Source organism: Trichococcus patagoniensis, assembly GCF_003051085.1.
Classification (GTDB): domain Bacteria; phylum Bacillota; class Bacilli; order Lactobacillales; family Aerococcaceae; genus Trichococcus; species Trichococcus patagoniensis.
In genome coordinates, this window is the sequence record NZ_QAOM01000006.1 from 64,008 (window position 1) to 90,904 (window position 26,897).

Consider the following 26,897-nt stretch of genomic DNA (forward strand, 5'->3'; position numbering starts at 1 on the left):
TTTTCCTATATTTTATTTTTCTGCATACAATTTATCGGCAAGTTTCATGATGTTCGGACTGTTTGCGATGGCGTAATCGAACGAAGGGATTGCGGCAGTCGGCAAGCCGGTATTCTCTTTGATTTCTTTGAGTCGATAGGATACTTGAGGGCCGACCATGACGATATCGTATTTCTGATAAACATCTTGGTACTCGGACAAGCCCACTGCCTTGATGTCCAACGCATGCCCTTTTTCTTTCCAATAGGTCTCCATTTTCTTCATCAAAATACTCGTTGACATTCCACCCGCACAAACTAATAAAATTTTCATGATAAGTTCCACCCTTCTATTTTTCTTTATATAATCTGATGATTTCTTTGATCAATTCGTTCGCGAGCATGCTGGTCATGAAGTGATCCTGGGAATGAATCAAAAGAATATTTATATCCTGTTTTTCCCCCCTCGCTTCCGATACCAACAAATCCGTCTGCGCCTTGTGGGCCAAATGGATCGCTGCATCGGATTGGGCCATCAGCCGATCGCATTCTTCAAAATTTCCGGCGCGTGCTTCTTCGAGCGCCTGAAAGGCGTACGAGCGTCCATCTCCTGCATTGGCAATGATCGTCATTGAGGCTAATTCTGTTGTCATAGTGTCATCCATACATTTCCCCTGCTTTCCTTCGGTTTATTCGTTTCGAACACAAACACATCTTATCAAACGTCCCTATAAAAATAAACCGCTTCCAATCCGGGAATTTTTTTTATTTATACACTAATTTTTGGAATTTCCCAAACAACAGGGCATGAACCCGAAGAATTTCCGGTCAAACCTGCAAATCCGCCGATAGTGTATAGGTTCGAGCGGACTCCAAGCCTTTTGTGTATATCCGGATGCTCATCTGTATAAAGTGAAGCATTCCATCGCCCGAACAGGCACACTTGTCAGCGCATTAACGAGTGCTTATAATGATATTATGAAAATAACAAGAACTTTAGATGTCAGCGAATATGAATTTTACGATTATCTGGAGAGTCAGCTCCTTAGCGATCTCCAAAAACATTCGATGGAACCAACCGAGGTCAAGAAAGGAGCAGCCTATACAAAGTTTGATGAAAAGACCCAATCCTACGTTTCATTTGAAATTGAGGATTATAAGCGTGGCAGTTCCTATCGAATGAAGGTCAAGTCGTCTTTTGACACCTGTACGGTCCACTACAGGACCCAAGCAGTGCCTAAAGGGCTGGAAGTCATTTTTTATCAGGAGATTGAGAGTTTCCAATCCAGTAAGCAAAATAAATTTTTAAGATTGTTCAGCGAAGCGGTTTACTTCGGGCGGATGTCGGATGCGCTGTTTGAGATCCAGAAGGGGATCACACGCAACCGGAACGAAAAGCTGTTGGCAGACGAAAGAGGATGAGGCATCTATTCGCCCATCCTCTTTTTTCATATTTTCTTGATGATCATGATGATTGTCGCGAGCTCGTTGTCATCGATGATGATCTTGAATGTTTTTTCCAGTTTCTTCAGTATTCTTGAAATGACCTTGTACTCCTCTGGGAACAGTTGCAGCATTTTTTGCTTGTTTTCATTTTTCGCCACAAAATTCCCTTCCAGCAGCCTTTCCACAAGACAGGCCAAATGCATGAACAGCCCCACTTTTTGATCCTCCAATAAAGCATAGTGCGCATCCAATTGGTCGATGATCTCCGGCAGGACCGTCTTTAGTTTCGCGATTGAAGTGTAGCTGAACTGGGTTTCCAGATAATCATACACATCAGCATATTCGATATATTTCGATGTGACAGGTTCAAACATGATGATTCTGTCCAAATGCTTCCTCGAACTCTCAAAGATCTTCCCGATCGAGATGAAGGGAATGCCGAATAATTTGGGATCGTAAGTGCCGATGAAGGCATGGATCTGATAGATTTCCCTCAATTCAAGCACCTCCTTCACCAACTCATTCCGGTCGGAAATGGACAAAGCCTTCACTTTCATCCCGATTTTCGAATACTGATCGATATACCGCCTTAACTGTTCGGCGCCGCCTTCCCCTGTATGGCAAAGCGTAATGATCAGGCTGTTTTGTTTTTTCACTTCTGCATTGAAGCTGTTCAGCTCCGTGTTCAGCATATGGTAGACATAATCGATGTCCGTTTCCATCGCCGCTTTTCGGGCAGCCTCGATCCCTACCATCGTAATCGGCATATGGATCAGCCTGATTTTCATGTTCGTCTCATCGGTTATCATCTCGATCATCGTTTTTATAGATCCCATGTCATAGATCACAATGACCCCTTGCCCCTGATCGATTTTCAGCAGCAGGGCCTTGAGCTCATGCAAGGCGGTGTGCGTATCCACTTCCAGCAACAGCTCATAGCTGTAGATGTTGTTGCTCTGCGTGAAGCGGTTCGTCGTTTCCGCCAAAGCGGATGCGACCCCTTTCCCATGCAAGACATAAAGCAACACCGGATTACCGGTCTCTTCCGTCACATCCTCCTTAATCAAAAACATCATGATCAGCATGATCTCTTCCATCGCAAGTTGGACCGAAAATTTCTGATGCAGTCCAGCAGAAAATTGCAGCGTAAGGGCATATTCATCGGGATAATTCTGGATGATTTCGGTTATTTTGTCATTCGGGATTTTCTTCCGCGTGTGGTTGCTCGACAACAATGAATTTACGTGAATACACAGCCCGTAGAATACATTCGCTTTGAAATTTCGCGACAATTGTTTTTTGCAGGAATCCAGCCAGAGACTGACTGCCTCAATGACATCCGGATTGACGATCTTGGATAATTGTTCCAGATTGTTTTTTTCGTCCATAATCCGATGGTAGCTGTAGCGATCGAACAGATTTTTGATATAAGCATTGATGACGCCTGTGATGCTGGTGCCTTGGATGCCTCGCTTCGCCAATTCGTCATATTGTTTCTCGATTTCCCTGTACATATCTTGATCGCTGTCCGTTCCCTGGTCGGACAAATATCCCGTGTCCTTGTCATAGACAACAGTTTCCGCACTGCCCAGAAGCTCCTCGATTATGAGGTAGTTGTCTTTGATCTTCAACAGACCTTTTTTTATGTTGGATTTGAAGTCCGATGCCTGCACGACGATGTCTTCATTAGGGGCCATCACGACCCTTACGTAGGCATTTGCGCAGGCGGATTTGATCTCCAATTCCAGTTCCTTAGCGTTAAAGCTGAACTCGCTGAGCAGCAGCGCTTTGATCGTTTCGCCCGTTACGATGATAGATCGCTGCGAGTTATAGGCTTCCATCGAAAAGAAATGGTTGATGAGTTCGAACCGTTCCTTGTGGGGCCGCTCCATCAAGGTAGGCAGTTCTATCTTCATCGGAATTTTCCGGTTCACATCAAGTCCGCTGTGCGCGGAGCAGGACAGCACCACCATCATGGTTCCCGCATGACATTTTCTTAATGCTCCCACCCCGGTATCAAGGAACTCCAGCACCTTGGACTGCTGACCGACGTCCAGCAAATCATAATGATCCATGAACAGCAGTCCGTTCCAAGATTTTTCGAAGACGCTGTTTTTGAAATTCTCTTCTTCCCCAAAAAGTTCCCCGTTCAAAGCCGTGATATCCTTGCTGTAGCGTTTGCAGTTGACTTTGACGAAGGGAGCATCCTTCCCGAGGATGCCGCTTTCCTTGCTGAATTCAAACATTTTATCTACAAACACCGTCGTCCCGCTTCCCGGATTCGCCGAAATTATGACATTCAGGCTTTGATTCGGGTACAAAATGGCCGCCTTCGCCAATTGGATGGCATTTTTCAGGCTGCCGTTCGCTCCGACCAGTTTATCGAAGGAATGGACAGTTTCTGCGCTTGCCGTGAGCGAATAGATGACAGGCCTTGATTTGGATTTTTCGAGCAGTCCTTCCTTGACCAATTCATTCAATGCCGCACTCGCATTAGTCCGTTGGATTTTTAGCGCATCTGCGACGAAGGAAGTCGTCAAGCCCCCCCTTTCATCAAAACTGTTATATAATTCGCATTGTATAAAGTCGTGTATGATTTCTTTTGTCGTTTTCAAATTACCTGCTCCTTTTCCCTACACGTTATGGTTATCCGGCAAAGATACCCCCCTTTGTATACGTTACCAACTGAATGCAAATAAAAAAGTACCTTCGCAAAGAAGATACTTTTATCATACGGATATTAACGGGATTGTTCAATAACGAAACAGAAATTATCCAAAATTTATCTTACCGAGTTCATCCACAAAGGCCGGCCTTCTTTTGTTAAGGACAAGCAATTCGTTCATCAATTCTGCGGCGCTATCTTTGCCGGCGATGTTCTGGTATCGTCTGATGAGACTGCAGATATCTTGGTAGGCACTTCTTTTTGTGGAGCTCTTGGCAGCGGTCCTTATGTGATTTCCATAGAGTATCGCCACTTCCTCCGTATAATTTCCCTTCAAGATATCCGCATACTTTACGATGTATTCTGGGTTCTCCCTGACGTAGGCCATAATTTCTTCTGAATCTTTTTCATATTCAATGAGATTTACATATATATTTTTGGCTTGCCACCGTTGATCGTTTTTCAAAGACGTTTTCAACTTGTTATAAAACGTTATTTCATCTTCAGTATTCAAAGCTTTGAGTTCTTGATAATAGCCAAAATTCCCTTCAAAGAGCAGTTCTTTGGCTAAACGCGCCTGTTCAGCCTTCATGGACAATTTTTTGTAGGCATCGTAGCGAATTTCCTTCCATTTTGACCTTCTGCCCGCATGTTCATTATCTTGTTTTTCCCCATCCGTTGCCAACACGATGACTTTTTCGAAGTTGTTTTCCTTGATGGCCCTCTCGATCAACAATTCCCGGAAGGATGCGTATCCGCTGTTCTCCTCCTCGAATCGCAGCGCTTCAGCATCCGTTCCGTATACGACGATCAGCCTATGCAAGATGTGCAGCAAAGGCGCCGTGTAATAGGATCGATTGTCATCCGCACTATTGTTGTTGAGATATGTCATTATTCTGTTCTTGAGCAGGAGTCTCAGCCCTTCTGTCTCCGCGACTTCCGCGCACAATCGGAGAAGATCGATTTTGTATTCCTCCCAATCAGCATAGACGTCTTCATCACTATCTTCCAACAATCTGTTGAACAAGTTTTGCTTTAACTCACTGTCGGAAAATTTTTCTCCGAGAATTAAATCTTCCATCACGTCAAAGCACTCCGAAATCAGCCCTCCAATATCGCCATAAGAATCATCCGCGTATTGGTAGGCTTCCACTGCTTCGTGCAGGAGGAGGATAATGATCTCCAAAGCAAGCAGGCTATCCGCTGTGTTTCTGGCCTTTTCCAGGAGACTCCCCATCTCATCCGCAAAAGCGCTGACTGCTCCATATTCTATAAACCCGCCTCGCCCGGCATATTTTCTAACGACAGCTTGCATGAACTTGGCGCATTTTGCTAATTCCTCTTCCCTATCCCCTTTCGAATACCTTACGGTCAGACTTTTCTCTAACGTCGCGTCCTTAGATGATATAGCCATTATTATTTTTATCAGCTCTTCTTTAGGGAGCGTGCTCAGTACCTCTTCGATTCCCGGCTGCTTGGTTGGGGCTTCCTTGGTGTCCCCATTGACATTTCCATTGTTTATGATTTCGGCGAGCTGAAAATATACAGCCGCTTCATGTTTGCAGACAGGCCCAAGATCATAAGGACAATCGCAGTATGAATGGATGATTTCTCCCGTATCATCAATATCTACTGTAACCTCATAATTTTCGCTTCCTTCAACCTGAAAAAGGTAGGTGTTCCCCCTTCTGACATAATCCTTATCCACATTGCCGCTGATATAGTAGTTGTACCCTCTATTCAAAATAGTTTGGTTGATGTATTCCTGGAAATTTTTGATATTCATCGTAGCACCCTTTCTTAAAAAGGAAAGTCCTGATTGGATGCAGTCTTTTCCTCGGAATCTAAAAGTCCGTCTTCTGCTGCCTCTTCCCAAGTGATGCCGTAAGGAGCTCCGCCGGGGGTATATAGCCTGCGATATAGTAAAATTCATCATCACTGTCACGTTCAAATTCAATAATTGTAGCCATTGCTATTTTCCCTTTCATTGTCAATGGTTTGACCAATAATTCAAACACTGCTATTCTTTTTCTTTATTTGTATATTCCATATTACGAATATAAGAAGTGTTTTTCCCAGCGCCCATCTTGATGATATACCCTTCCTTCAACAGTGAAGCCAAGGTTATTTCTACAGTCGATTTGCTGATATCAGGGCATTTTTCTAAAATCATCCGCTTTGAAAGCTTCTGCAGTGTGTTATCGAATAATAAGCGGATACGTTCCGGTTTGGGAAGGCTACGATTTTGCATCAACTCGACACGGGCCGAAAACTCTTTAGAGGCGCTTAAAATAACCTCGAGGTAATACTTAACAAAGGGAAAGTAAGTGTTCTTATCTTCAGACCACCCCGTCGAGCTATCTTGCAGAACCTCATAGTATGTTTCCTTGGTCTTTTCGATTATCATTTCAATGCTGACATACTTCCCTACAATATATCCGGACCTGTACAAGAGCAACAATGTTAATAAACGGCTCATTCGTCCGTTGCCATCGCTGAATGGGTGAATGCAAAGAAAATCCAAGATGAACATTGGAATCAGCAGCAAGGGATCATATTTTTCAGTGTTGATCGCTTCGATGAACGTATCAGTGAGTCGGTCTATTCCATCTGGAGTTTCAAATGCTGACATAGGCTGAAAGCGAATCTTTTTTTGTCCGCTGGCATCTGTTTCAGTAATAACATTATCCGACCCTTTGAAATTACCACCGTGAGCTAGTGGACTAAAATGGTAAAGGTCTCTGTGCAGCTGTAGGATAACGCTAGCACGTGGAACTATATAATCGTAGCTTTCATGAATCAGACCCAGTACTTCACGATAACCAGCAATTTCTCTCTCTGATCGGTTACGCGGCTCTGCTTTTTCCTTTACCAACGCATCCAAACGCTCATCGGATGTATAGATACCCTCGATCCTATTGGACGCTCCGGTGCTTTGGATTTTTGCTATTTCAAGCATTGACTCTAAAACATCCGACTTTGCCTCGATAAATAGCTCTTGTTTTCCTTTATACTCGTGAATCGCAGAAATCAGATTCATAATTTCATGATTCATCAATTCTTCCGGGATTATTGAATAATCAAATTTTCGCATGAGTGTTTCCTTCCTACCTAACACATTTCGTTTCTGCATAATTATACATGTAAATTATGCAGAAGAGAAGAAGAATAGGCAGAATAAAAAGTTGACTTTCCATTGAATGCAAAGATTTTTCGTATTCTTTTGCTTGAATGATGATTCCTGATTTCACTGCGCTTCTTCCAATTTATGAGTTCCCTTTATTTCTCGATTTGATATACCGCTTGGCATTCTTGATGCCGCCGAAATCGGAGAACATCGTGTTGATTTTCTCTTTTTCGATCTGTTTGGCGTTCATGCCTTCGTACTTTGCTTCCTTCTTGAGCTTCAGGTAGCTCTGCAGGCGTTCCTCGGTCAGGCTGCAATCCGCGATCGCCTGTCGCACCGCACATCCAGGTTCCAGTTCATGCCGGCAATCCTTGAATCGGCATTGTTCCGCCAACGCATCGATGTCGCTGAAGGTTTTCGCCAAGTCCACACTTTCCAGCCCGATTTCGCGCATGCCCGGCGTATCGATGATGCAGCCGCCCGTCGGAACGAGGAATAGCTCGCGGTTTGTGGTCGCGTGCCGGCCTTTGTCGTCTCTTCTGATTTCCCGCGTTTCATTCAGTTCTTCCCCAATGATTCGGTTGATCAATGTTGACTTTCCCACACCTGATGATCCGATGAATACGACGGTCTGGCCCAGTGTGATGTATTTCAGGACGGCCGTATATCCGTCCTCACTCAGGCTCGACGTGACCAGCACATCGACCCCGAAAGCAATCGTCTCGATTTCACGCAGCTTTTCCGGGATATCCGCGCACAGATCCGCTTTCGTCAGCACAATCACCGGCGTTGCCCCGCTGTCCCAAGCAATCGCTAGGTAGCGTTCCAGCCTCCGCAGATTGAAATCATTGTTGAGCGACATGCAGATGAAGACAATGTCGATGTTCGCCGCCACAACCTGGACGTCATGCGCTTTTCCGGCTGCTTTCCGGATAAAGACGCTTTTCCTTGTCAGTGTCTGGTGGATGATGGCATGGTCCTGGCTTCCCTCATTCCGGTCGATCATCACAAAGTCACCGACTGCCGGATAATCCGACATTTCGACTGCTGCATGGCGCATTTTCCCTGATATTTCGGCCAGCCTCTCCGATTCAGCAGTCGTCACCCGGTACAATTCCTTGTATTGCGCAATGACTCTTGCCGGATGCAGATCCGGATATAGGGCCGCCTCCTGCGCGAATCTGTCCGCAAACCCCAATTCACTCAATCTGTTTTGCATCGCTTTCCCGTCCTTCCTACCATTCCATAATCGTGCGCCCTTTTCTTTCATTTTACGGTTTTAGATGGGTAGAAGCAACTTGAATCCTTCCGATATCGGAAGGATTCAAGTTGCGGTTACACGCAAAAAGCGAGGGACCGTCCGCCGGTGAAGGCAGGGGATTCCTCGCTCTTGATGATGAGCTTTATCGTTCTTCTCCGGCGAACGGATGCTTCGCCGGAGTTCAGGATGCATTCCGTTTGCGTTCTCCGATGAAGGTGGCTTCGCCGGAGTTCAGCCCGATTATTACCGATGTGCTCCGGTGAGCAGACCGTTCACCGGAGCTGGGGAAAATTACACCAATTACACGCACTCCTCCGCTCAGCGGGCGCAAATCACCAGCCAGTCGTGAACCTTACAACATCAAATCCCCGGCTTTGATACTGCAATGGATTACGCACTATTTCTGTGTGCAAAAGTTCAATTATTTGACGCTTACTTGTTTTTTTTAGTTATCCTGTCAGCGGCTAATTTACCTGTAATAATACATGTAGGTGTTCCTGCTGGATTATAGGCCCATTGCCCTACTTGATAAATATTCGGAATAGGCGTAAGCACTGATTTGTTTACTTGCTGCATTTTATAAACAACAGGGATCGGGGCTTCAAAAGACCAACCTACTATAGCGCCACCAGCACTCCCAACTCGTTTTTCAATACTTAAAGGTGTAAAGGAAAATTGCTTTTCCACTTTATCTTTTAACTCAGGACATAAACTTTCAGAAAGCACACTGATTACTTTATTTTCAATTTCCTCTCGGAACTCTTCATACCAGCCAGATTCTTCAACTTTATAAAACAATTCGGCCTCCATAAGCAAGCTGATTATTAAACCCGTTTTGCCTTCTGGTGCTAGGTTAGAGTCTCTTATAGCCGGGATTGCTATTTCATAAGTGTTGTATTTTAGAAAACGATCTAGCCAGGAAAGAACGTCTTCTTTATCTGTCTCTCCCCATTTTCCCAGCATTTCCTTAAGTTCACTTTTGTTGATGTTGCCTAAACCTTTTCTGGATGGTGTGTAAAACAGATGTCCATTAAAAGAGTCTTTAAAATAAGACACTGGTAAATCAACTTCCAAATAGAGCGAAAATACAGATTCACCAGGCCTGCCTTTAGCTATCGATGCCTTTGTTGTTTCAAACTTTTCCCTTATTTTTGGGGCCAGGTTATCCAGACTAGTGATATTGTAGAATGTTTTTAGATCTGCAGCCCAAATAAGGTCTTCATAATAGTATTCGTTGTTGTTCTCATCAATAATAAACTGTTGGTCGGCACAGATTTTTTTTACAAACGTATTGGGGCGTATTTCACCTTTGAACTCCTGGATTTTCTCAACTAGTGCTTCGGCAAGCTTGCCTGTACCCCCTTTTGGATATACGTAGCTGCTGTACAAGGTGAAATAACTCAATGCAAAAAATGTTGGGGTGCCTTTAAAGAAATGTTGTGAGATGATATCTATAAGGGAAGGATCTTTAATAAGCTTTTTGAGATCCTCATCACAAGGTTTGGAAAGCCTTTCAATTCTGCTCATTGCGAACATGAACTTCGGTAACCACGGCAAAAGTTCTTTTAAGAAATACGCTTTATCTCTCTTGATATCTTTAAATAATGGATTATCAATACCGTATATAATATCGATCAGCTTCATTATTCTAATCATGACTTCTATGAATTTGTCGATATCCTCTACGCTGTCAGGATATAGGCTTACCAACAAATCTCTGTATTCGCCAACAGAATTTGGGCCTTCAATGCCGATGATTTTATCCTCAACGCCTAGGGAAACTTTGCTTGAGACAACCTCAATATTAAGATTCAAATCTTTTAGCATAGCTAAAACGACTCCTAAAATTGCTCTGGCTCCAGCATCAAAAACAAAGCCATCCATTTCAAATGAATTTACCAATCCACCAAATTCGGCATTTTTTTCAATAAGTAAAATTTTCTTGCCTGCTTGAGAAAGAAACACCGCAGATGTAAGCCCAGCAAGTCCTCCCCCTACAATTATGGCATCATATCTTTTTTGTTCCGCATTTTCCATCCAAATTCCCCATTTTCAAACTTATTTCCCACAGAACTCTTGCATTTTCAACATCTAGCGCTGGTGGAGCTGGTTCTTCAAGAGTTGTAAGATTGAAAAATTCACCACTAACTGTTTCCAGATTTTCAGAAACCCCTAAATAGTATATAGCTTCTGCTGCAACCGAAACAGGGTTCAACGTTTTGTCTAATAAATTCTTCTTGAACCACTTGTATAAAGGACCATTATCCTTTCCTGTAGCTGTTTTTACAGCTCCAGGATGCATTGCATTGATGGTTACACCCGAGCCTCGGAAATACTCATCAAATTTTATCATCGCTAAGAGTTCAGCGAGTTTGGCTGTACCGTAGCTTTTCAAACCGGAATAACGTCTTTTTGACCAATCCAAATCATCAAAACGCATCCCCCAAGCCGCAAAGCGGTGCCCTTCTGAATTTACCAATATAATGCGACATTTCCCCTGGGATTTTAGTTTATCTTTTAGGATGTCGTTCATGATAAAAGACGAGAGGTAATTGACCATAAAGACTTTCTCGATTCCATTTGAAGTGATTTGTCGTTTTGTAAGATAAATGCCAGCATTATGAATAATGATATCAATTGGTTTCTCAATTTCCAGCAAATCATGAGCAGCTTTATGTGTATCATCCAAGCTGCTGAAATCAGCCAAAATATACTCACAATTTACTTTATACGCACGCTCAATTTCATGCTTCAAAGCTTCTGAGCGCTCTTTGTTTCTGTTGATACAAATCAAATCAGCACCTTTTGAGGCAAACTTTTTAGCAGTGGCATAGCCAATTCCAGAAGTAGCACCCGTTATGACAACCAACTTACCCTTGCAATCATCCAAACAAATCAGTGGGCTTTTAGAGTTGTTTTTTATCATTGCCAGCACATTGGACAAACGATATTCTTTAAAATATTTCCCGAATTTTATCCCATTATTCTTCATATTTTTCACCCAAATTTTTTCTTCATGAATTTTCTGTACTTTTTACCGAATGACGGAATGTTATCAAATATATCTCCCCACAGATCATAATAATCTCGTTGCTCAATAATTTTACCATGCTCATTTATGGTTAATCTTGAAAGCCCGTATAATATGGAACTAGGATACTTCTTATAGCTGATTGTCATCTCCCATTCGAAAAATATATCATTCCCCTGTTGTACAGCTTTAACTAATTTCATATTTAAATCTTTTGAGCGTTCTGTCAGTCTATCAGTCATTTCCTTGAATTCAACAATACCTCTGATTTCCTGTATTGTATCTCTAAAGTAAATATTGTCGTCATAATAAGGTAAGATGTGTGACCAATCAGGCTTTCCATCGGTATTATAGGTTTTTGCCCAAAGCTCTTTTACAAGTTCCAGTGTGAGTTTGTGCTCGCTCTCCATTTTAAATTCTTCCATATACATCGTCTCTTTCAGAATATTTTGAATTCACCTATTTACTATTATTTTAGCATATTGTTGCCAACATCCCTAGTGACGAAGTTCACCTGACTTTGATAGTCTGCAAAATAAAAACAAACAAAGACTGCCCCAAGGACAGTCTTTGTTTCTTATTCTAATTAGAATGAACCGTGAATAACGCGTTCCAGCAAGTCTGCAATTTGTGATTTCGTTGCTTTTGCTAATTCCAACGCATAACCGGATACACGAATGGTAGCTTGTGGATAATTCTCTGGATTTCTCAACATTTCTTCTAGTCCTTCTTTAGAAAATACGTTTACGTTTAGGTGATGTCCACCCTCTTTTCCAAAGTATCCGTCCAATAGCATCGTTAAGTTCTCTATTTGAACATCACTTTCTTTTCCTAATGCTTTAGGATGAACTGCCCATGTATAGGAAGAGCCATCTTTAACGTCTTCAAAATCAATCGTACTAACTGATTTCAATGCTGCCAGAGCACCTTTGTAAGGACTGCTATAACTTGGGTTAGCTCCTGGAGACAGTGGAGTGAACGCCTCTCTGTAGCCTTTGTACTTCTCATCTTGTCCACTGAATAGAGCACCTGTTGCTTTTCCGTAAACGATATTTGAAGTAATTGTCAAAATAGAAGTTGTAATTTCAGAATTACGGTAAGTAGGTTGAGCCTTCAACTTGCCAACAAATTTCTTGATCAGCATGTCAGCAATTTCGTCTGCTGCTTTTTCGTTATTACCGAATGTTGGGAACTGCTCCCCTTCAACGACATAGTCGATCGGGAATCCCTCTTCGTCACGAACCACACGGACCTTAGCATATTTAACAGCACTCATTGAGTCAGTTGCCAATCCGATACCAGCAATACCTGTAGCCATCATTCTGTGAAGTTTGGTATCCAGCAAACCAAATTGAACAGCTTCGTATGCATATTTATCGTGCATGTAGTGGATGATATTCAATGCTCTTACATAAGTTGTTGCTACCCAATCCATAACAACATCGATTTTTTCCATCAAAGTGTCATAGTCCAAGTATTCAGCTGTGATGGGTTCTAGGCCATCGATAACTTTACTTCTATTTTTTTCATCGTAACCACCTGTAACGGCATAAGTTAAGATTTTAGGAAGGGAAGCTCTTGCACCGAAGAATTGGATAGAACTACCCGTATCTCCTGCTGTCGGGCTTACGCAGCAAGCGATTGAAACGTCATTACTTCCATAATAGTGACGCATAACATCGTCATTTTCATATTGGATAGCACTTGTATCAATACTTACTTTTGCACAGAAATCCTTGAATCCTTTAGGAAGTTTTTCATTCCACATTAAAGTCATGTTAGGTTCTGGTGCATTACCCATATTATAGAGTGTCTGCAAGAATCTGAATGTATTTTTTGTTACCAATGAATTGTTATCATCAAGCATACCTGCAAATGTCAATGTTGCCCATGTTGGGTCTCCGGCAAACAAAGCTTCGTATTCTGGTGTTCTTAGTTGACGAACGATACGAACTTTCATTACCAAGTGGTCGATCAATTCTTGCGCTTCTTTTTCAGTCAAAGTACCTTCTTGAATATCACGCTCGATATAAATATCCAGGAATTCTGCAATACGTCCTAAACCTTGAGCAGCACCATTGTCTTCTTTGACCATAGCCAAGAATCCTAAGTAAACCCATTGTACTGCTTCTTGTGCATTTGCTGCTGGTCTACTGATATCAAAGCCATAAATTTTACCTAATTCAATCAATTTGCCTAATGCACGATATTGCATTGAAACTTCTTCACGTAAACGAATGTCTTCTTCAGTATACGTTTTTGCTTGCAATGCGTTCCAATCGTTTAGTTTTTGTTTCTTCAAATAATCAACACCATACAATGCGATACGTCTGAAATCAGGAATGATTCGTCCGCGACCGTAAGCATCCGGTAATCCCGTAACGATCTTATTGCGTCTAGCCATACGAATGTCGTCATCGTAAGCATCAAAGACACCTTGGTTATGTGTTTTACGGTGTTCTGTGTAAAATTCATCCAATTCAGGATCAAGTTCATAACCATAAGATTTTAATGCTGTTTCTGCCATACGGATACCACCATAAACGTTCAAGCCACGTTTCAATGGTTTTTCTGTCTGTAAACCAACGATTTTTTCTAAATCTTTATTGATATAACCAGCCGGATGAGAAGTTAACGTGCTGACAACAGAAGTATCTGCATCCAAAACCCCACCATTAGCGATTTCTTGCTTTTTGAGTTCTACAATCACTTGCCACAATTCATTTGTCGCTTCCGTAGGGCCTTCCAGGAAACTTTTATCCCCAACATATTCTGTATAGTTATTTTTGATGAATTCTTGAACATTAATACCTTCTTGCCATTGAGAACCTTTAAAACCACGCCACGAATTATTCATAAACTAATTCCTCCGCATCTTAGTAGTTTGTTTTTATATTCACATTATACACCATCATGAATGATTTTATAACAGATATGCTCAAATATCTTAAAAAAGACAAAAACGCCGTAACAAAGGGATATATCTGTTATATAATCAGCAACTAATCTGTATTAATTGTTATATAACTGATGGCGTTCTCACGTGATTCACGCTTATTTTGTTAGTATTCCCATGATACACACGAGAACAAATGCACATTTCCGGTAAAAACCAAGGTACTCTATCCACTTGCAATTCATAGACCAAACCTTTTCTTAAACAAAGGGGTGTGGTCAGTGCGCTGCCTATGATGCTCACATCTTTTTCTGTCGCTTTGGTTTGGCGGATTGCATCACAGACGCCGGTTGTGACAAATGTTATGGCCATCTTTCAGGATCTTCCACAAATCCATCCAAAGAAATGGTCAGGTCCAAAATAACTTTTCCCACGTTCATTCTCCTGTCTGGATGCGGTTTGTCGGCTTTTGATACGACTCTTTGTCTTTAACAATTATTCCTCCATAAAATAATCAACTAGCTTTTTGTATTCGTCCTGCGCGGAATAACACGTATCCATCAGATACCCTTTCGCAGTTTCAAATTCCTTCAGGCCGCGATAATAAAACAATTTGTGGCGTTCATCAATGACGAACGGTACAATTCCCCAGCGCAAACATTCCTTGAACAGAATAATTCGCCCAACTCTGCCATTACCGTCCTGAAACGGATGGATCGATTCGAACTGATGATGGAACGCAATGATGTCCTCGAATTGTACGGCCTCCAGAGAGGCATAATCTGCCAGCAACTTAGCCATTTCACCCTTCACTTTTCCTGGGGAAACGGTTCGGTTTTCACCGACCATATTCGGTTTTGCTTTGTAATCCCCAACCTTGAACCATTCTTTTCTGCTGTCGGAAGTATTCGACTTGATCAAACGATGAAAGACTTTAATCATTTCCTCCGTCAATTCCTGATCCGCCACATCAATCATATAATCAAAACATTGGAAATGATTGATTGTCTCGATGATATCATCGATAGGTGTAGCTTCTTCCTTCGGCATTGCAATCGTATTCGTTTCGTAAATATAGCGCGTCTGCTCTTCCGACAGGATGCTTCCTTCTATCCGATTGGAATTATAGGCAAGTTTGATTTGGGTCTGGTGATACAACCCGCCCTTCAACTTCATTTCTTTCTCTTCCTTCAAAAGCTTTAGCAATGGCCGTTCCGACTGCAGTTCCTGTTCCATCTCCATGATATCTCCAGGCTGACAGTGCAGAAACCCGCAGATATCCTCGATGACTTTTAAGGAAACCGGCTCATTCTTTGTTAATTTTGCCATCGTGGCAGAAGATATCCCAATCCCTTTTTTTAATTCTGTTTTAAGGATAGCTCTCTCCTCAAGGAGTTTAAATAATTTATTATACTGGATTGCCATACAATCACCTCGCCCTGATTATATCACGAAAAGTTTAGTTTCATAAACATCAAGAGGTCAACCTTCACATTTATGAAGGTTGACCTCTTTCGGTAATATCATCCATCGCCTGAAGTGCCAGTTCCAACGATCTGATTCTTCTTTCCAGAAGTGTTTTCTGCGGACTGCCCGGCTTTGACATGACATAGATGCTTTCGATCGACGGGAGCAAACCGGCAAGCACACTGCGGGCTTCTGCGAAGTCTTCCTGCGTGCAGATATACGGTTTCTCATCCCAAGCATGTTCCAGCACGGCCAAGCCGATGCGAAGGGCCTTGAGCCTTTTCGTAACCAACGTCGTGTTGGCGCCTTTCTCGGTCATTCCGCTTAAGGCATTTTCCGATTTGCGGATGGTCGATCGGAAGGATTGCAGCGATTCCGTTTTGGTTGTTTCAGTCACGTTTTCCATAGATAACGGTCCCCTTTTCTGTAGCAGTCGCCAGATAGAGCGCAAATCCGGCAACAATCAACTCAGAAAGCACAAACGCCGACCAGATGCCGGTCATCTGCCAAATATTGCTGAATACGAGCGCAAGCGGAACGATGACCGCCAGCCCTCTGAGAATGGAAATGACGAAGGCGGCACGTGCTTTTTCGGTGGCGCTCAGGAACATCGCTGTCACGATGTTTATGCCGACGAAGAAGAAACCAAGGAAATAGATTTTCATCCCCTCATCCGCTAGTTGCGCGATTGCAGGATCATTTTCATTATTGAACAGGCTGATCAGGGTGTCCGAATACGCAAAGGTACCCGCATAGATCAGCAGTGCGATAAAAATTGCCGTCAGCAAGGCATAGCGTTTCACTTTTTTGACCAATTCCCATTTCTTTAACCCATAATATCTGCTGACAAGCGGCTGCACGCCCTGCCCCAACCCGGTAAAAATCGCGACCGCAACAAAGGCCAGGTTCGCGACAATGCCGTAAGCGGCGACACCCCTGTTCCCCTCGAGCCCTAAAATCAGCAGATTGAAAGTCGTCAGCACGACCGCAGAGGACACTTCCGTGATGAACGTTGCAGAGCCCAGAGTGAGGATGTCCAGGACCGCCGGACGGGTCATTTTGTGTTTCAGAAACGCCGGAATCCGTTTCTTTCCTGCGAAATGAAGCGAAAGGATGCCCAGACTGATAATCGGCGAAAGGCTCGTCGCAAAGGCGGCACCGAACATGCCCATTCCGAAAGGAAAGAGGAAAATATAGTCCAGGATGACATTCGAAAAGCTGCCGACCAGCATCGCAGTCATGGCCAGTCTAGGATTGTTGTCGTTGCGGACAAAAGCGAGCACTGTGTTGTTCAGGATGAAAAACGGCGCAAAGGATAAGATGGTAGCCATGTAGGCCTGCGTCAAAGGCAAAGTGACCGCATCCGCCCCCAAGACCGAAGACAGCGTTCGTGATCCAAACAAACCGACTATGATAAGCACCAATCCTATCAGGCTGCCTAGCTTAAGCGATCCGGAAAACACGCCTTCCGCCTCTTCGCTTTTATTCTGAGAGTTCAATATGCTATAGCGGGTCGCTCCGCCGATGCCAATCATCAAGCCGATGCCGTGGACGATACTGAATGCCGGAATGGCGAAATTCAGTGCGGCAATCCCATTGACCCCCAATGCTTTCGCAATAAAATACGTGTCAGCCAAAATATAGAAGGACACGCCGATCATTCCCAAAATATTCAGGCTGACGTACTTCGAGAAGTCCCTCAGTAATGCTTTTCCCATGTTACAGTCTCCTTCCAAAATAAAAAAGGTGCCCCGGAACCATTCCTTCAAAGACCTACGGAATGTTCCTGAACACCTTAAACTCTCTGCCCGGTGGCAAAAAGAGGGTTATTTATTTGATTGATATCATTTGATTATAATTTTTCGGAGAGGGATTGTCAATCGTAATAAACTTCATCCAGGAACAGTCCGTGAGAAGGCACTGTCATCCCGGCATCGCTCCGGATCCCGCTCTCGAAGATGGCATCGATATATTCCGGCTCCATCGTCCCGGCCCCGATTTCCAGGATCGTTCCCATCATGATCCGGACCATGTTGTAGAGGAAGCCTTCCCCTGTGAACGAAAAGTGCAGCAGATTGCCTTCCTGCTGGATCGTGATGTCATTGATAGTCCTGACCGTCGATTTTTTCGATTTCTTGAGTGAAGAGAAACCGAGGAAGTCATGGGCTCCGACAAGCTTGCTGCATGCCTCATTCATTCTGTCGACATCAAGGTGTCCAGGGTAATGGTAGCTGTAGTGGCGCTCAAATGCGGAAGGCACGGCATTATTCCAGACATGATAGCTGTAGGTTTTTCCGACGGCATGATAGCGGGCATGGAACCTTTCCGGAACCTCTTCCAGCTCTTTGACGACAATATCACGCGGGAGATAACGGATCAGATGGTCCTGCATCGCTGCCAAATCCATATTGGATATCGTCTTGAAATTAGCTACTTGCCCTCTGGCGTGGGTGCCGGCATCCGTCCGGCCTGAGCCGATGATTTCGATCTCCGTTCCCGTCATTGCCGACAGGATGTTCTCTATTTTGCCTTGGATGGTTTTGTCCGAATCCCCGAGCCTTTGCCAGCCCAAGTATCTTCCGCCATCATATTCGATCGTCATTTTTATATTTCTCATTTTTTATCCCTCTTCATTATCCGATTCTGTTTCAGGTTTGAAGTCCTGTACTCAGGTATTATACCGGATGTCATTACGGTTTAGCGTGTTTTCGCGGAATTTTTTCCAATAACCGACAATTAGCTTATTTTTCTGGTTCTATATTAGCCTGTCTTTGCGGAAGCCTGCAGTCATAAAACGCCATGCCGCTTTTCGGTTTGTCAACCAAGCAATCTGGGCGTCGTTTTTGGTGTTGCTCAGTATTCTCGGCACAAAATATTTTGCGACCGTTTCAGGTTTATCGGCCAATATATTGAATATCTTTCTGAACTTCTCATCTGTGATGACATCTGACTGCTCACCATCAGGCGTTTTTGTGATAAAATCAGTCAGCACCATACCCGGCGACAACCGCCCCGCTATTACATTGGCATCCTCCAGTTCCTTGGCGAGTCCTTTCATGAAGTACGTTAAAGCGTGCTTGGTAGTACCGTATAATATTGTTTTTATCTGTATCATATTGTTTGAGCCAAGACCCTCCATGCTGTATATCGCGCCATGTCCCTGTTTTAGCATTCCCATTGCCGCAATCTGCGAACCGTATATCATACCGATAAGATTGGCCTTAATAATGTTTTCGGTGTAGGTTCCGCCCGTTTCCCACGAAAACATGTGCGGCGTGTTTTGCCCCGCGTTGTTGATCCATATATCTATCTCGCCCCACTGCGCCAAAGAAGCGTCCCAGAGTTTTTGCAGATTTACTTTTTCCTGGACATCGCACGGGACATAGATGTATTTCCCCTCAAAAGGTGACAGCTCACTTTGAGCTGCTTCCGCGAGCTTTTCGCCCCTGCCGGACAGCGTAACATTGCATCCAGCTCGCAGAAACTCAGTTGCCATAGAAAAGCCAAGGCCACGCGTGCTACCCGTTATCACAATATTCCTCATAATAGCCTCCGTTTTTTTGCATTCCGCCATTCCCAAACAGACAGGATATTTCCCTATTTTACCTTTTTATCAATTTAAGAAACCGTCGTATGAGAGAACCTATCGCCTCTATTTAATTCGTTTTCTTCGTGATACATTCTTATTGCATTTTTTCCGCTAGCATTTTGATGCGTTCCAGCGCTTTGGGCAAGCTGATAGTGAATATTTCTTCCAGTTCTTCCGGAACCTCGGTATTGAAAGTCAATGTCGTAATTCTATTTTTTTCGGTGAGGGAATAACTTTCTTTCCCCCCAGTCCACTCTTTTTCGCGTTCCTGCTGACCGCTTGCTTGTGTGTCCGCACTGTGCCTGAACAAGACGAACGCATTCGGATCGAGTTTCTCTATCAGACTTGTCACGCCGTAACCATTTACAGAAGATAGAAACTGGATTTCATTGCCTTCTTTCATTTCGCCCTTCATATAAGTGCCTTCATCAATGATGTTTGCCCAGACGCGGAAGGACGCATCTTCCCAAAGCGTTGCCCAGACGCTTTCTTTAGAGGCATTGATTTCGATTGAGAATTGAAGTTTTTTCATAAATGATCCTCCTTAAAAAACAGCAATTAGTTTCCCTCTCCTTAACGCTCCTTTAATCTATGGCACAAAGCGGGCTTTTAAGCTTATCGAAGTGCTTGATGAGCCAGTCAAACTGTTGCTGATACTGTTCAGCCTTGTAAATCTCTTTTTCTTCTGAAAAAAGAATCCTACTAACCAACCACTTTATTCCTTCCGGTCTTTTTAGCTTCATATAATTTCTTGTCTGAACAGTGAATTAGAGTCTCATAGTCTATCATTTCTTCGCTTGTTAAAGTAGAAAGTCCAAAACTTGAAGTTAACTTAATCTTTTCTCCATTATAGCTGAAAACTGTATCTTCAATGGCTTTTCTCATTCTATCAGCGATAGCTCTTGCTTTTTCTTTATCTGTATTTGTCAAGCAGACCATAAACTCTTCACCTCCGAATCTGGCGATCCAGTCCACACCTTGTCTTGTATTTTTCCCGAGGATTCCCGCGACTTCTTTTAATATAAAATCCCCTGCCAAATGACCATAAGTATCATTGACTTTTTTGAAATGGTCAATATCTGCCATCAGAAGTGAGATTGGTTGATTTTCCAGATGAGATTTGAGCATATCTACAGGTAATCTTTCAATGATATATCTCTTGTTATAAATTTGTGTCAGCTCATCTGTTACTGCTGCTATATTGGCTTGGTCCAGTAATCTTTTAATTTCCAAACTTTCAGTTAACTCTCTGTCACCCAGAATCATGCTTTTTGTAACATTTTTTAAAAGTTCAACTACAACCATTCTATCTTCTATTTTTACAGGTATTGCTGTAACCATAATGATTTCATCAGAAGAAGTTTCTATTTTGATAACGGTATCATTTTCATTATAGGCTCTCATAGAAATACAATTCTTGCATACTTCGCCTTTCCCCCAAATGCCAAAACAGGGTTCTAGAACAGTTACGAGTTCTTCTTGGTTTTTATGTTTAACCATAAGGACTTCCTTTTTAACAGGATCTACAAACCTTACTTGTTCATACATTTTATCAAATGATGTCAATTGACTTAAGAGTTTCTGAAACCCTTTCAAATTTATTTCCACTTAATCACCTCTTGTTTAGACTTGTCCTTACAACAAAGCTTACTCTATTTTATCATTTTTAAATACATCCAAAATCCATCACTTTAAACGTATGCAAAGAAAACAACCCCCTGAGAATAACGCAACTACGTCATTCTCAAAGGGCTTATCTATTTATTTGTTGCGTGTCAACGCCACAACCGACTCAACATGCAACGTTTGCGGGAATAAGTCCACTGGTTGGATGCTGCCTACGCTGTAGCCGCCTTCGTGGAATAACTGTAGGTCGCGTGCCATTGTAGCTGGGTTGCAGCTGACGTAGACGATACGCTCAGGAGCAATTTCCAAAGCAGCTTCGATGAAGGCCGGTTCCAAGCCTTTGCGTGGCGGATCGACAACCAAGACATCGGCTTTGACGCCTTCAGCAGCCCATTTAGGCATTACTTCTTCGGCAGCGCCGATTTCGAAGGTGATGTTTTCGATGTTGTTTGCTTCAGCATTCATTTCAGCCATTTTGACTGCATCCGGAACGACTTCCATCGCATACACGTGTTTCGCTTTTTCAGCCAATGACAAGGAGATTGTTCCGATTCCGCAATAAGCATCGATGACGGTTTCTTCGCCTGTCAATTGTGCAGCTTCGATCGCCAATTTATAAAGTTTTTCCGTTTGGATCGGGTTCACTTGATAGAATGAGCGGGAAGAGATCGCGAATGTATGGCCCATCAATTTGTCGCGGTACACGTCTTCGCCGTGCAGGACGATGGTTTCGTCACCCAGGATGACATTGTTTTGTTTCGGGTTCACGTTTTGGACGATGCTGACCACTTCCGGTAAAGCTTCCAAAATAGCTGGAATGATTTTGCTTTGCGGGAACAGTTTCGCCGTACGAGTAACCAGGACAACCATCATTTCGCCTGTGTAATAACCGCGGCGGATCATGATATGACGGATATTTCCGGTATGTTTCTTCTCGTCGTAAGCTTTCACGTTGAATTCCTGCAGAATGTCACGGACTTTTACGATGGCTTCATCGATTTTTGGATCCTGGATCTGGAAGTTTTCCATCGGGATCAATTCATGTGTGTTGGTGCGGAAGAATCCAGTAACCAATTTGCCGTCTTTTTGACGTACTGGGATCTGTGCTTTGTTGCGGTATCCCCATGGATTTTCCATTCCGATTGTCGTTTTGACTTCGACTTCAGGCATTTTGGCAATGCGTTTCATCACTTGTTCGACGTTGTTCTTTTTGAAAGCCAATTGGGCAGAGTAACGCAGATTCTGCAATGGCATTGTACCAACGCGTGTACCTTTAACATCGCGTGTCGGGATACGGTCAGGAGAACTGCTTAGTCTTTCCTCAATGCGGGCGAATCCAAAAGATTTGCCGACTTTCGTCACTTTGATGGTGGCCCGTTCACCCGGTAGTCCATCCGCTACAAATAATGGATAACCCTCAACTTTTGCGACACCCATACCTTCTGACGTTAAGTCCTCAAATGTTACAGTCATCTTCTCATTTTTTATTACCGGTGCTACCGTATATTGTTTTTTCATATGTGCTCCTCAGTTCATAATTTTTCATTCAGAATCATTATACCAAAAAAGAAGGGGTCTCGATACAGCAAGCCCGTTTGTTTGGAAAAAATAAGTACTTTCTCATAATATCACCGGATGCAGCGCGGCTTATCGATAGGAAGTTTCGCTTGCGTTCAGTATAATAGGAGTATATAAACCAGTTACTGACGGGTACAGGAAGAAAGCGAGGATGACAAAATGAGCGGACAACGGATTGTTCCCTTTTTGACGTTACCGGGGACTGCAGAAAAAGCAATGAACTTTTATATTTCCATTTTTCCTAATTCGAGCGTGACCTCCCTCACCAAGATCGATGAAGATGAGCATGGCGAAGGCGGCCGCGTGATTAATGAGCAGTTTGTGTTGAACGGACAGGATTTCATGGCGATGGACATGGAAGAGGATTTTTTGCCGGATATGACTTGGGCTGTTTCCCTCTACGTGGACTGCGAAGATGAAGCCAGCTTCGACAACTACTTTGATTCCTTATCCGTGGATGGTGTTGTAATGATGGGACCTGAAGCGGTCGGAGAATTACGTGCGGTAGCATGGGTGACCGATCAATTCGGCGTTACCTGGCAGTTAGTGTGGAAATAATGTGAATGGGCTGCCTCGGAGAGTCGGGGCAGCCCATTTTTTTGGTTATCGGACAAGCTCGAACTCGCTTGTGTGCCGGTTGTCCGATTCTTTGTGGTTATCGGACAAGTTGGCGTTCACTTGCTTGCAGGTTGTCCGATTCTTTCGGGTTATCGGACAACCTCGGACATTCTCGCCTGTTATTCTTCCGCCAGCAACGCCGGCAGGTCGGCGACGGTGTCCAGATTGACGGACCCGACCGCTTTTCCGTCTTCCAACTTGATCAAGAGAGGAACAAACTCGACGCCGTAGGTATCCAGCACCTCATCATAATTGGCATCATTGACGCGTTTTTTCGTGTTGTAGTAGTAAGCAGTCTGCCCAGTTTCCGTCAATTTCTCTTCCAATATCGGATGGAACTTTTTGCAATAGGGGCAATCATCGAATCCGAAATAGAGATAGGTCACGTCCTGCGCGACCACCTCTTCATACCCCGCTTCATCACTGATGGCCACGATGGAGGAACTTTCCGCTTTCTCGCAGGCTGCAAACAGCATCAGCAGTCCGCTAAAAAATAATAGGAACAAAAATTTCTTCTGTTTTTTCGGCATACGGCAGGTCCCCTTTTGCATTAAAGTTTCTTTTTCCCAGTATAACAAAAAATGCCCGGCAGCTCTCGTCACAACTCCGAGAGGCTGGGCATTCTTATTCTTTAGTTCTTGCCGTCATAAGGCAAACGTTTATCGTTCACTTCATCCGGATGAAGTGTTTCGACTTCCTTCATGAAGCCAGTTCCGGCGCCTTCAAGCATATCTTCATCGACTTCTTCGATTGGATCAGCGTAATCGGAAGTATTGCCCATGATTTTGATGTGCTGCTGATGGTTCGTGAATAAGGTTGGTGCATCACCGCCGTATTCGCCGTCCAAGTTGATCATCAAACGGGAACCATCCAGAGATTCTGCTTTCACAAAGCTAGTATGTGTGTAGAGGACGTTCGAATTTTCGAGATGTCTGCCCCCATTTAAAACCTGGGCCAACAGTTGCAGGATTTCGAAGATGTTCGCCGTCTTCACGACGAAAAGCGTGAACTTGCCATCCCCCAAAACGATGTTCGGATCGATCGTCTCAAAGCCTCCAACCGAGTTGGTCAAGGCTACGAAAAACATGGAAGCCATGCCATCGTAGACGCCGCCTTCATACTCGATGCGCATATGCATCGGTTTCAGTTGCGGGATTTTTTCGGCGCCTTTCACCAGGTAAGCAAGGTAGCCGAAAATGGTCTTCAGTTTCGCAGGGACATCATAGGTCAGATCCGTCAGATAGCCGCCTGCCGCGATGTTAATGAAATAAGTATCATTTGATTGACCGATATCCATCGGAATGACATTTCCATCAGCGATGACGCGGGCTGCATCCAATAGATTTGAGCGCGGAATCTTCAAAGCGCGGGCATAGTCATTTGTGGTCCCTGCAGGTATGATGCCGACTGTCGGTCTGTGTTCCAATCCGGCGATCCCGTTGACGACTTCGTTTACGGTTCCGTCTCCGCCTGCTGCAACGATCAAGTCGAATCCGGCCAACGCGGCACGTTCGGCTTCTTTGGTTGCGGAAAGCGGCTCGGGTGTCGTGGCATAAGCACTGGCCTCATAGCCTGCTTCTTCCAATATTTGAAGGATGTCAATCATGCTTTTTTTCAGCATTTCTCTTCCGGAAGTAGGATTATAAATTACTCTTGCTCTCATTCTTTTCCTCATCTTTCTAGGCTCATCTGTTATATAGGTCACAATTCATCTTTTCTTTGCCAAACCACTCAATTAATGATTATAGCACCAAAATCATAAGAATACTAATTGCTGAACTGGGAAAAGATAGGTTTATTGCGATTTTTTTTTTGAGATCCATTCATTCAAAAAAAAAAGCCAACCTCCGGAAGGAAGTTGGCTTGAATGTTTGCAACGCAAACGCGTTCTGAAAAGCAGATACGGAACGCTTTTCAGAACGCTCTATCTTAGTTGAGTTCTGATTCGCAGAGTTCTCCGCCTAAGTTGACAACCACACGCGGACAAAAAACGTCCGCTTTGTGTTTGTCCTCTTAGTGCTCGAACTCTAACCGCGAATCATCACATCCTATTAGTTGAACTCTGAATTGCAGGGGGTTCCGCCTAACGCTATTTAGGCCCATCCAGCCAAAACCGGGCTGGTTGTTCCTAAATCTCGTTAGTGCTCGCCCCCTACCCGCAATTCATCGTATCCTATCTTTTTTCCAGTTCTTGGGCTAGTAGTTGGTTGACCATGCCTGGGTTGGCTTGGCCTTTGGTTTGTTTCATGATTTGGCCTACCAGGAAGCCTTTGGCGCGGTCTTTTCCGGCTTTGAAGTCGTCAACGGATTGTTGGCTGTTGTCCAAAACGGCGTTGATGATCGGCAACAGTTGCGACGGATCGCTCATTTGGATCAGGCCTTCTGATTCAACGACTGCTTTTGCGTCGCCGCCTTTTGTTGCCAACAGGCGGAAGACTTTCTTGGCGATCTTCGTGCTGATGGTACCGTCTTCGATCAACGTGATCATGCCGGCAAGGTTCGCTGGCGTCAGTTTGGTGTCGGCCAGTTCCACTTTTTCGCTGTTCAGGTAAGCTGATACTTCGCCCATCAACCAGTTGGAAGCCAGTTTGGCGTCGGCACCGGCAGCAAGGGTGCCTTCGAAGAAGTCGGACATTTCTTTTGAAAGTGTCAATACCATTGCATCGTACTCAGGCAGGTCGTATTCAGAAATGTATCTTTCGCGGCGTTTTGCAGGCATTTCCGGAATGCTGGCTTTGACGCGGTCGATCCACTCTTGGGAGATGGTCAAGCCCGGTAGGTCCGGTTCCGGGAAGTAACGGTAGTCGCTTTCGCCTTCTTTGACGCGCATCAGGATCGTTTCGCCGTTTGTTTCGTCGAACCGGCGTGTTTCTTGTTGGATGATGCCGCCAGCGTTCAATACTTGCGCTTGGCGTTTTTCTTCATGAGCCAGTCCGCGGCGGACGAAGTTGAAGGAGTTCAGGTTCTTCAATTCTGCTTTCGTGCCGAATTTTTCTTGGCCGAATGGACGGATGGAAATGTTGGCATCGCAACGCATCGAGCCTTCTTCCATCTTCACATCGGATACGTCTGTGTACATGATGATTTGGCGGACCGCATCCAAGTATGCATAAGCCTCTTCCGGGGAGCGCATATCCGCTTCCGATACGATTTCGATCAATGGCGTGCCTTGACGGTTCAAATCGACGTAGGAATAGCCGTCCGATCCGTGCATATTTTTGCCGGCATCTTCTTCAAGATGGACGCGCTCGATGCGGATTTTTTTCTTGACGCCTTCCACTTCGATTTCAACCCAGCCGTCATGGCCGATCGGGTTATCCAATTGCGAAATTTGGTAAGCTTTCGGATTATCCGGATAGAAGTAGTTTTTGCGGTCGAAGTGCGTTTCCGTCGAGATTTCGCAGTTCAGCGCCAAAGCAGCCTTCATGCAGAATTCAATAGCTCCTTTGTTGATGACAGGTAAGACGCCCGGGTAGCCCCAGTCGATGACGTTTGTGTTTGTGTTCGGTTCTGCCCCAAAGTGTGCTGGAGATGGGGAGAACATTTTTGATTCAGTTTTCAATTCCACATGGACTTCCAGTCCGATGACTGTTTCATAATTCATAATGTTTTCCT

23 protein-coding genes are annotated in these 26,897 nt (G+C 44.0%); 2 read left to right on the forward strand and 21 right to left on the reverse strand.

Features of this window, described 5'->3' with window-relative positions:
• Window positions 1–12: 12 nt before the first annotated feature.
• Both C8U37_RS05200 and C8U37_RS05205 read right to left on the reverse strand, forming a co-directional pair.
• The gene (locus C8U37_RS05200) at window positions 13–312 is read right to left on the reverse strand and encodes a PTS sugar transporter subunit IIB (RefSeq protein ID WP_108032206.1); all 300 of its coding nucleotides are present in this window, start codon (window positions 310–312) and stop codon (window positions 13–15) included.
• A 16-nt stretch (window positions 313–328) separates the two neighbouring features.
• Window positions 329–643 (reverse strand): PTS lactose/cellobiose transporter subunit IIA, encoded by a 315-nt coding sequence (locus C8U37_RS05205; protein WP_108032207.1) that lies wholly within the window; start codon window positions 641–643, stop codon window positions 329–331.
• 313 nt (window positions 644–956) lie between these two features.
• Between C8U37_RS05205 and C8U37_RS05210 the strand changes: the two genes are divergently transcribed.
• The gene (locus tag C8U37_RS05210; protein WP_108032303.1) at window positions 957–1,400 is read left to right on the forward strand and encodes a DUF3284 domain-containing protein; all 444 of its coding nucleotides are present in this window, start codon (window positions 957–959) and stop codon (window positions 1,398–1,400) included.
• Between the two features lie 26 nt (window positions 1,401–1,426).
• On the opposite strand, the gene C8U37_RS05215 is transcribed toward C8U37_RS05210, so the two are convergent.
• The 16 genes from C8U37_RS05215 to rlmD form a co-directional block, all read right to left on the reverse strand.
• Entirely contained in the window at window positions 1,427–4,039 is a 2,613-nt protein-coding gene (locus tag C8U37_RS05215) for a PRD domain-containing protein (protein WP_108032208.1), read from the reverse strand.
• A gap of 156 nt (window positions 4,040–4,195) precedes the next feature.
• A complete protein-coding gene (locus C8U37_RS05220) occupies window positions 4,196–5,875 on the reverse strand; it encodes an SWIM zinc finger family protein (RefSeq protein WP_108032209.1) in 1,680 nt (559 codons plus the stop codon).
• A 234-nt stretch (window positions 5,876–6,109) separates the two neighbouring features.
• Complete coding sequence (locus tag C8U37_RS05225) at window positions 6,110–7,183, reverse strand: Fic family protein (protein ID WP_108032210.1); 1,074 nt, start codon at window positions 7,181–7,183, stop codon at window positions 6,110–6,112.
• A 172-nt stretch (window positions 7,184–7,355) separates the two neighbouring features.
• A complete protein-coding gene (gene rsgA, locus C8U37_RS05230) occupies window positions 7,356–8,435 on the reverse strand; it encodes a ribosome small subunit-dependent GTPase A (RefSeq protein ID WP_108032211.1) in 1,080 nt (359 codons plus the stop codon).
• Between the two features lie 474 nt (window positions 8,436–8,909).
• On the reverse strand, window positions 8,910–10,514 hold the full coding sequence (locus C8U37_RS05240; RefSeq protein ID WP_108032213.1) for a phytoene desaturase family protein: 1,605 nt from the start codon (window positions 10,512–10,514) through the stop codon (window positions 8,910–8,912).
• Complete coding sequence (locus tag C8U37_RS05245) at window positions 10,486–11,469, reverse strand: SDR family NAD(P)-dependent oxidoreductase (protein WP_108032304.1); 984 nt, start codon at window positions 11,467–11,469, stop codon at window positions 10,486–10,488. The genes C8U37_RS05240 and C8U37_RS05245 overlap by 29 nt, the downstream gene beginning before the upstream one ends.
• A gap of 5 nt (window positions 11,470–11,474) precedes the next feature.
• On the reverse strand, window positions 11,475–11,933 hold the full coding sequence (locus tag C8U37_RS05250; protein ID WP_108032214.1) for a nuclear transport factor 2 family protein: 459 nt from the start codon (window positions 11,931–11,933) through the stop codon (window positions 11,475–11,477).
• Between the two features lie 161 nt (window positions 11,934–12,094).
• Window positions 12,095–14,365: a formate C-acetyltransferase gene (pflB, locus tag C8U37_RS05255; RefSeq protein WP_108032215.1), complete on the reverse strand. Its 2,271-nt coding sequence runs from the start codon at window positions 14,363–14,365 to the stop codon at window positions 12,095–12,097.
• A gap of 534 nt (window positions 14,366–14,899) precedes the next feature.
• Window positions 14,900–15,829 carry a Fic family protein gene (locus tag C8U37_RS05260; RefSeq protein ID WP_108032216.1) on the reverse strand — a complete coding sequence of 310 codons (930 nt, stop codon included), beginning with the start codon at window positions 15,827–15,829 and terminating at the stop codon, window positions 14,900–14,902.
• Window positions 15,830–15,899: 70 nt separating this feature from the next.
• Window positions 15,900–16,277 carry a hypothetical protein gene (locus C8U37_RS05265; RefSeq protein WP_108032217.1) on the reverse strand — a complete coding sequence of 126 codons (378 nt, stop codon included), beginning with the start codon at window positions 16,275–16,277 and terminating at the stop codon, window positions 15,900–15,902.
• On the reverse strand, window positions 16,261–17,589 hold the full coding sequence (locus C8U37_RS05270) for an MATE family efflux transporter (RefSeq protein ID WP_108032218.1): 1,329 nt from the start codon (window positions 17,587–17,589) through the stop codon (window positions 16,261–16,263). Before C8U37_RS05270 ends, C8U37_RS05265 begins: the two co-directional genes overlap by 17 nt.
• 158 nt (window positions 17,590–17,747) lie before the next feature.
• Window positions 17,748–18,488, reverse strand: a complete 741-nt coding sequence (gene truA, locus C8U37_RS05275; protein WP_108032219.1) for a tRNA pseudouridine(38-40) synthase TruA — start codon at window positions 18,486–18,488, stop codon at window positions 17,748–17,750.
• A 138-nt stretch (window positions 18,489–18,626) separates the two neighbouring features.
• Window positions 18,627–19,415, reverse strand: coding sequence for an SDR family NAD(P)-dependent oxidoreductase (locus C8U37_RS05280; RefSeq protein ID WP_108032220.1), 789 nt, complete (start codon window positions 19,413–19,415; stop codon window positions 18,627–18,629).
• 139 nt (window positions 19,416–19,554) lie between these two features.
• Window positions 19,555–19,992: a hypothetical protein gene (locus tag C8U37_RS05285; protein WP_108032221.1), complete on the reverse strand. Its 438-nt coding sequence runs from the start codon at window positions 19,990–19,992 to the stop codon at window positions 19,555–19,557.
• A 170-nt stretch (window positions 19,993–20,162) separates the two neighbouring features.
• The gene (locus C8U37_RS05290) at window positions 20,163–21,068 is read right to left on the reverse strand and encodes a GGDEF domain-containing protein (protein WP_211306133.1); all 906 of its coding nucleotides are present in this window, start codon (window positions 21,066–21,068) and stop codon (window positions 20,163–20,165) included.
• A gap of 153 nt (window positions 21,069–21,221) precedes the next feature.
• The gene (gene rlmD / locus C8U37_RS05295; protein ID WP_108032222.1) at window positions 21,222–22,604 is read right to left on the reverse strand and encodes a 23S rRNA (uracil(1939)-C(5))-methyltransferase RlmD; all 1,383 of its coding nucleotides are present in this window, start codon (window positions 22,602–22,604) and stop codon (window positions 21,222–21,224) included.
• A 219-nt stretch (window positions 22,605–22,823) separates the two neighbouring features.
• On the opposite strand from rlmD, the gene C8U37_RS05300 reads away from it, so the two are divergent.
• Window positions 22,824–23,222, forward strand: coding sequence for a VOC family protein (locus C8U37_RS05300; RefSeq protein ID WP_108032223.1), 399 nt, complete (start codon window positions 22,824–22,826; stop codon window positions 23,220–23,222).
• 179 nt (window positions 23,223–23,401) lie between these two features.
• Here C8U37_RS05300 and C8U37_RS05305 read toward each other — a convergent pair whose 3' ends face one another.
• The 3 genes from C8U37_RS05305 to gatB form a co-directional block, all read right to left on the reverse strand.
• Window positions 23,402–23,812 (reverse strand): thioredoxin family protein, encoded by a 411-nt coding sequence (locus C8U37_RS05305; protein WP_108032224.1) that lies wholly within the window; start codon window positions 23,810–23,812, stop codon window positions 23,402–23,404.
• A gap of 101 nt (window positions 23,813–23,913) precedes the next feature.
• Entirely contained in the window at window positions 23,914–24,945 is a 1,032-nt protein-coding gene (locus C8U37_RS05310; RefSeq protein ID WP_108032225.1) for a diacylglycerol kinase, read from the reverse strand.
• Window positions 24,946–25,455: 510 nt separating this feature from the next.
• On the reverse strand, window positions 25,456–26,886 hold the full coding sequence (gene gatB, locus C8U37_RS05315) for an Asp-tRNA(Asn)/Glu-tRNA(Gln) amidotransferase subunit GatB (protein WP_108032226.1): 1,431 nt from the start codon (window positions 26,884–26,886) through the stop codon (window positions 25,456–25,458).
• Between the last annotated feature and the right edge of the window lie 11 nt (window positions 26,887–26,897).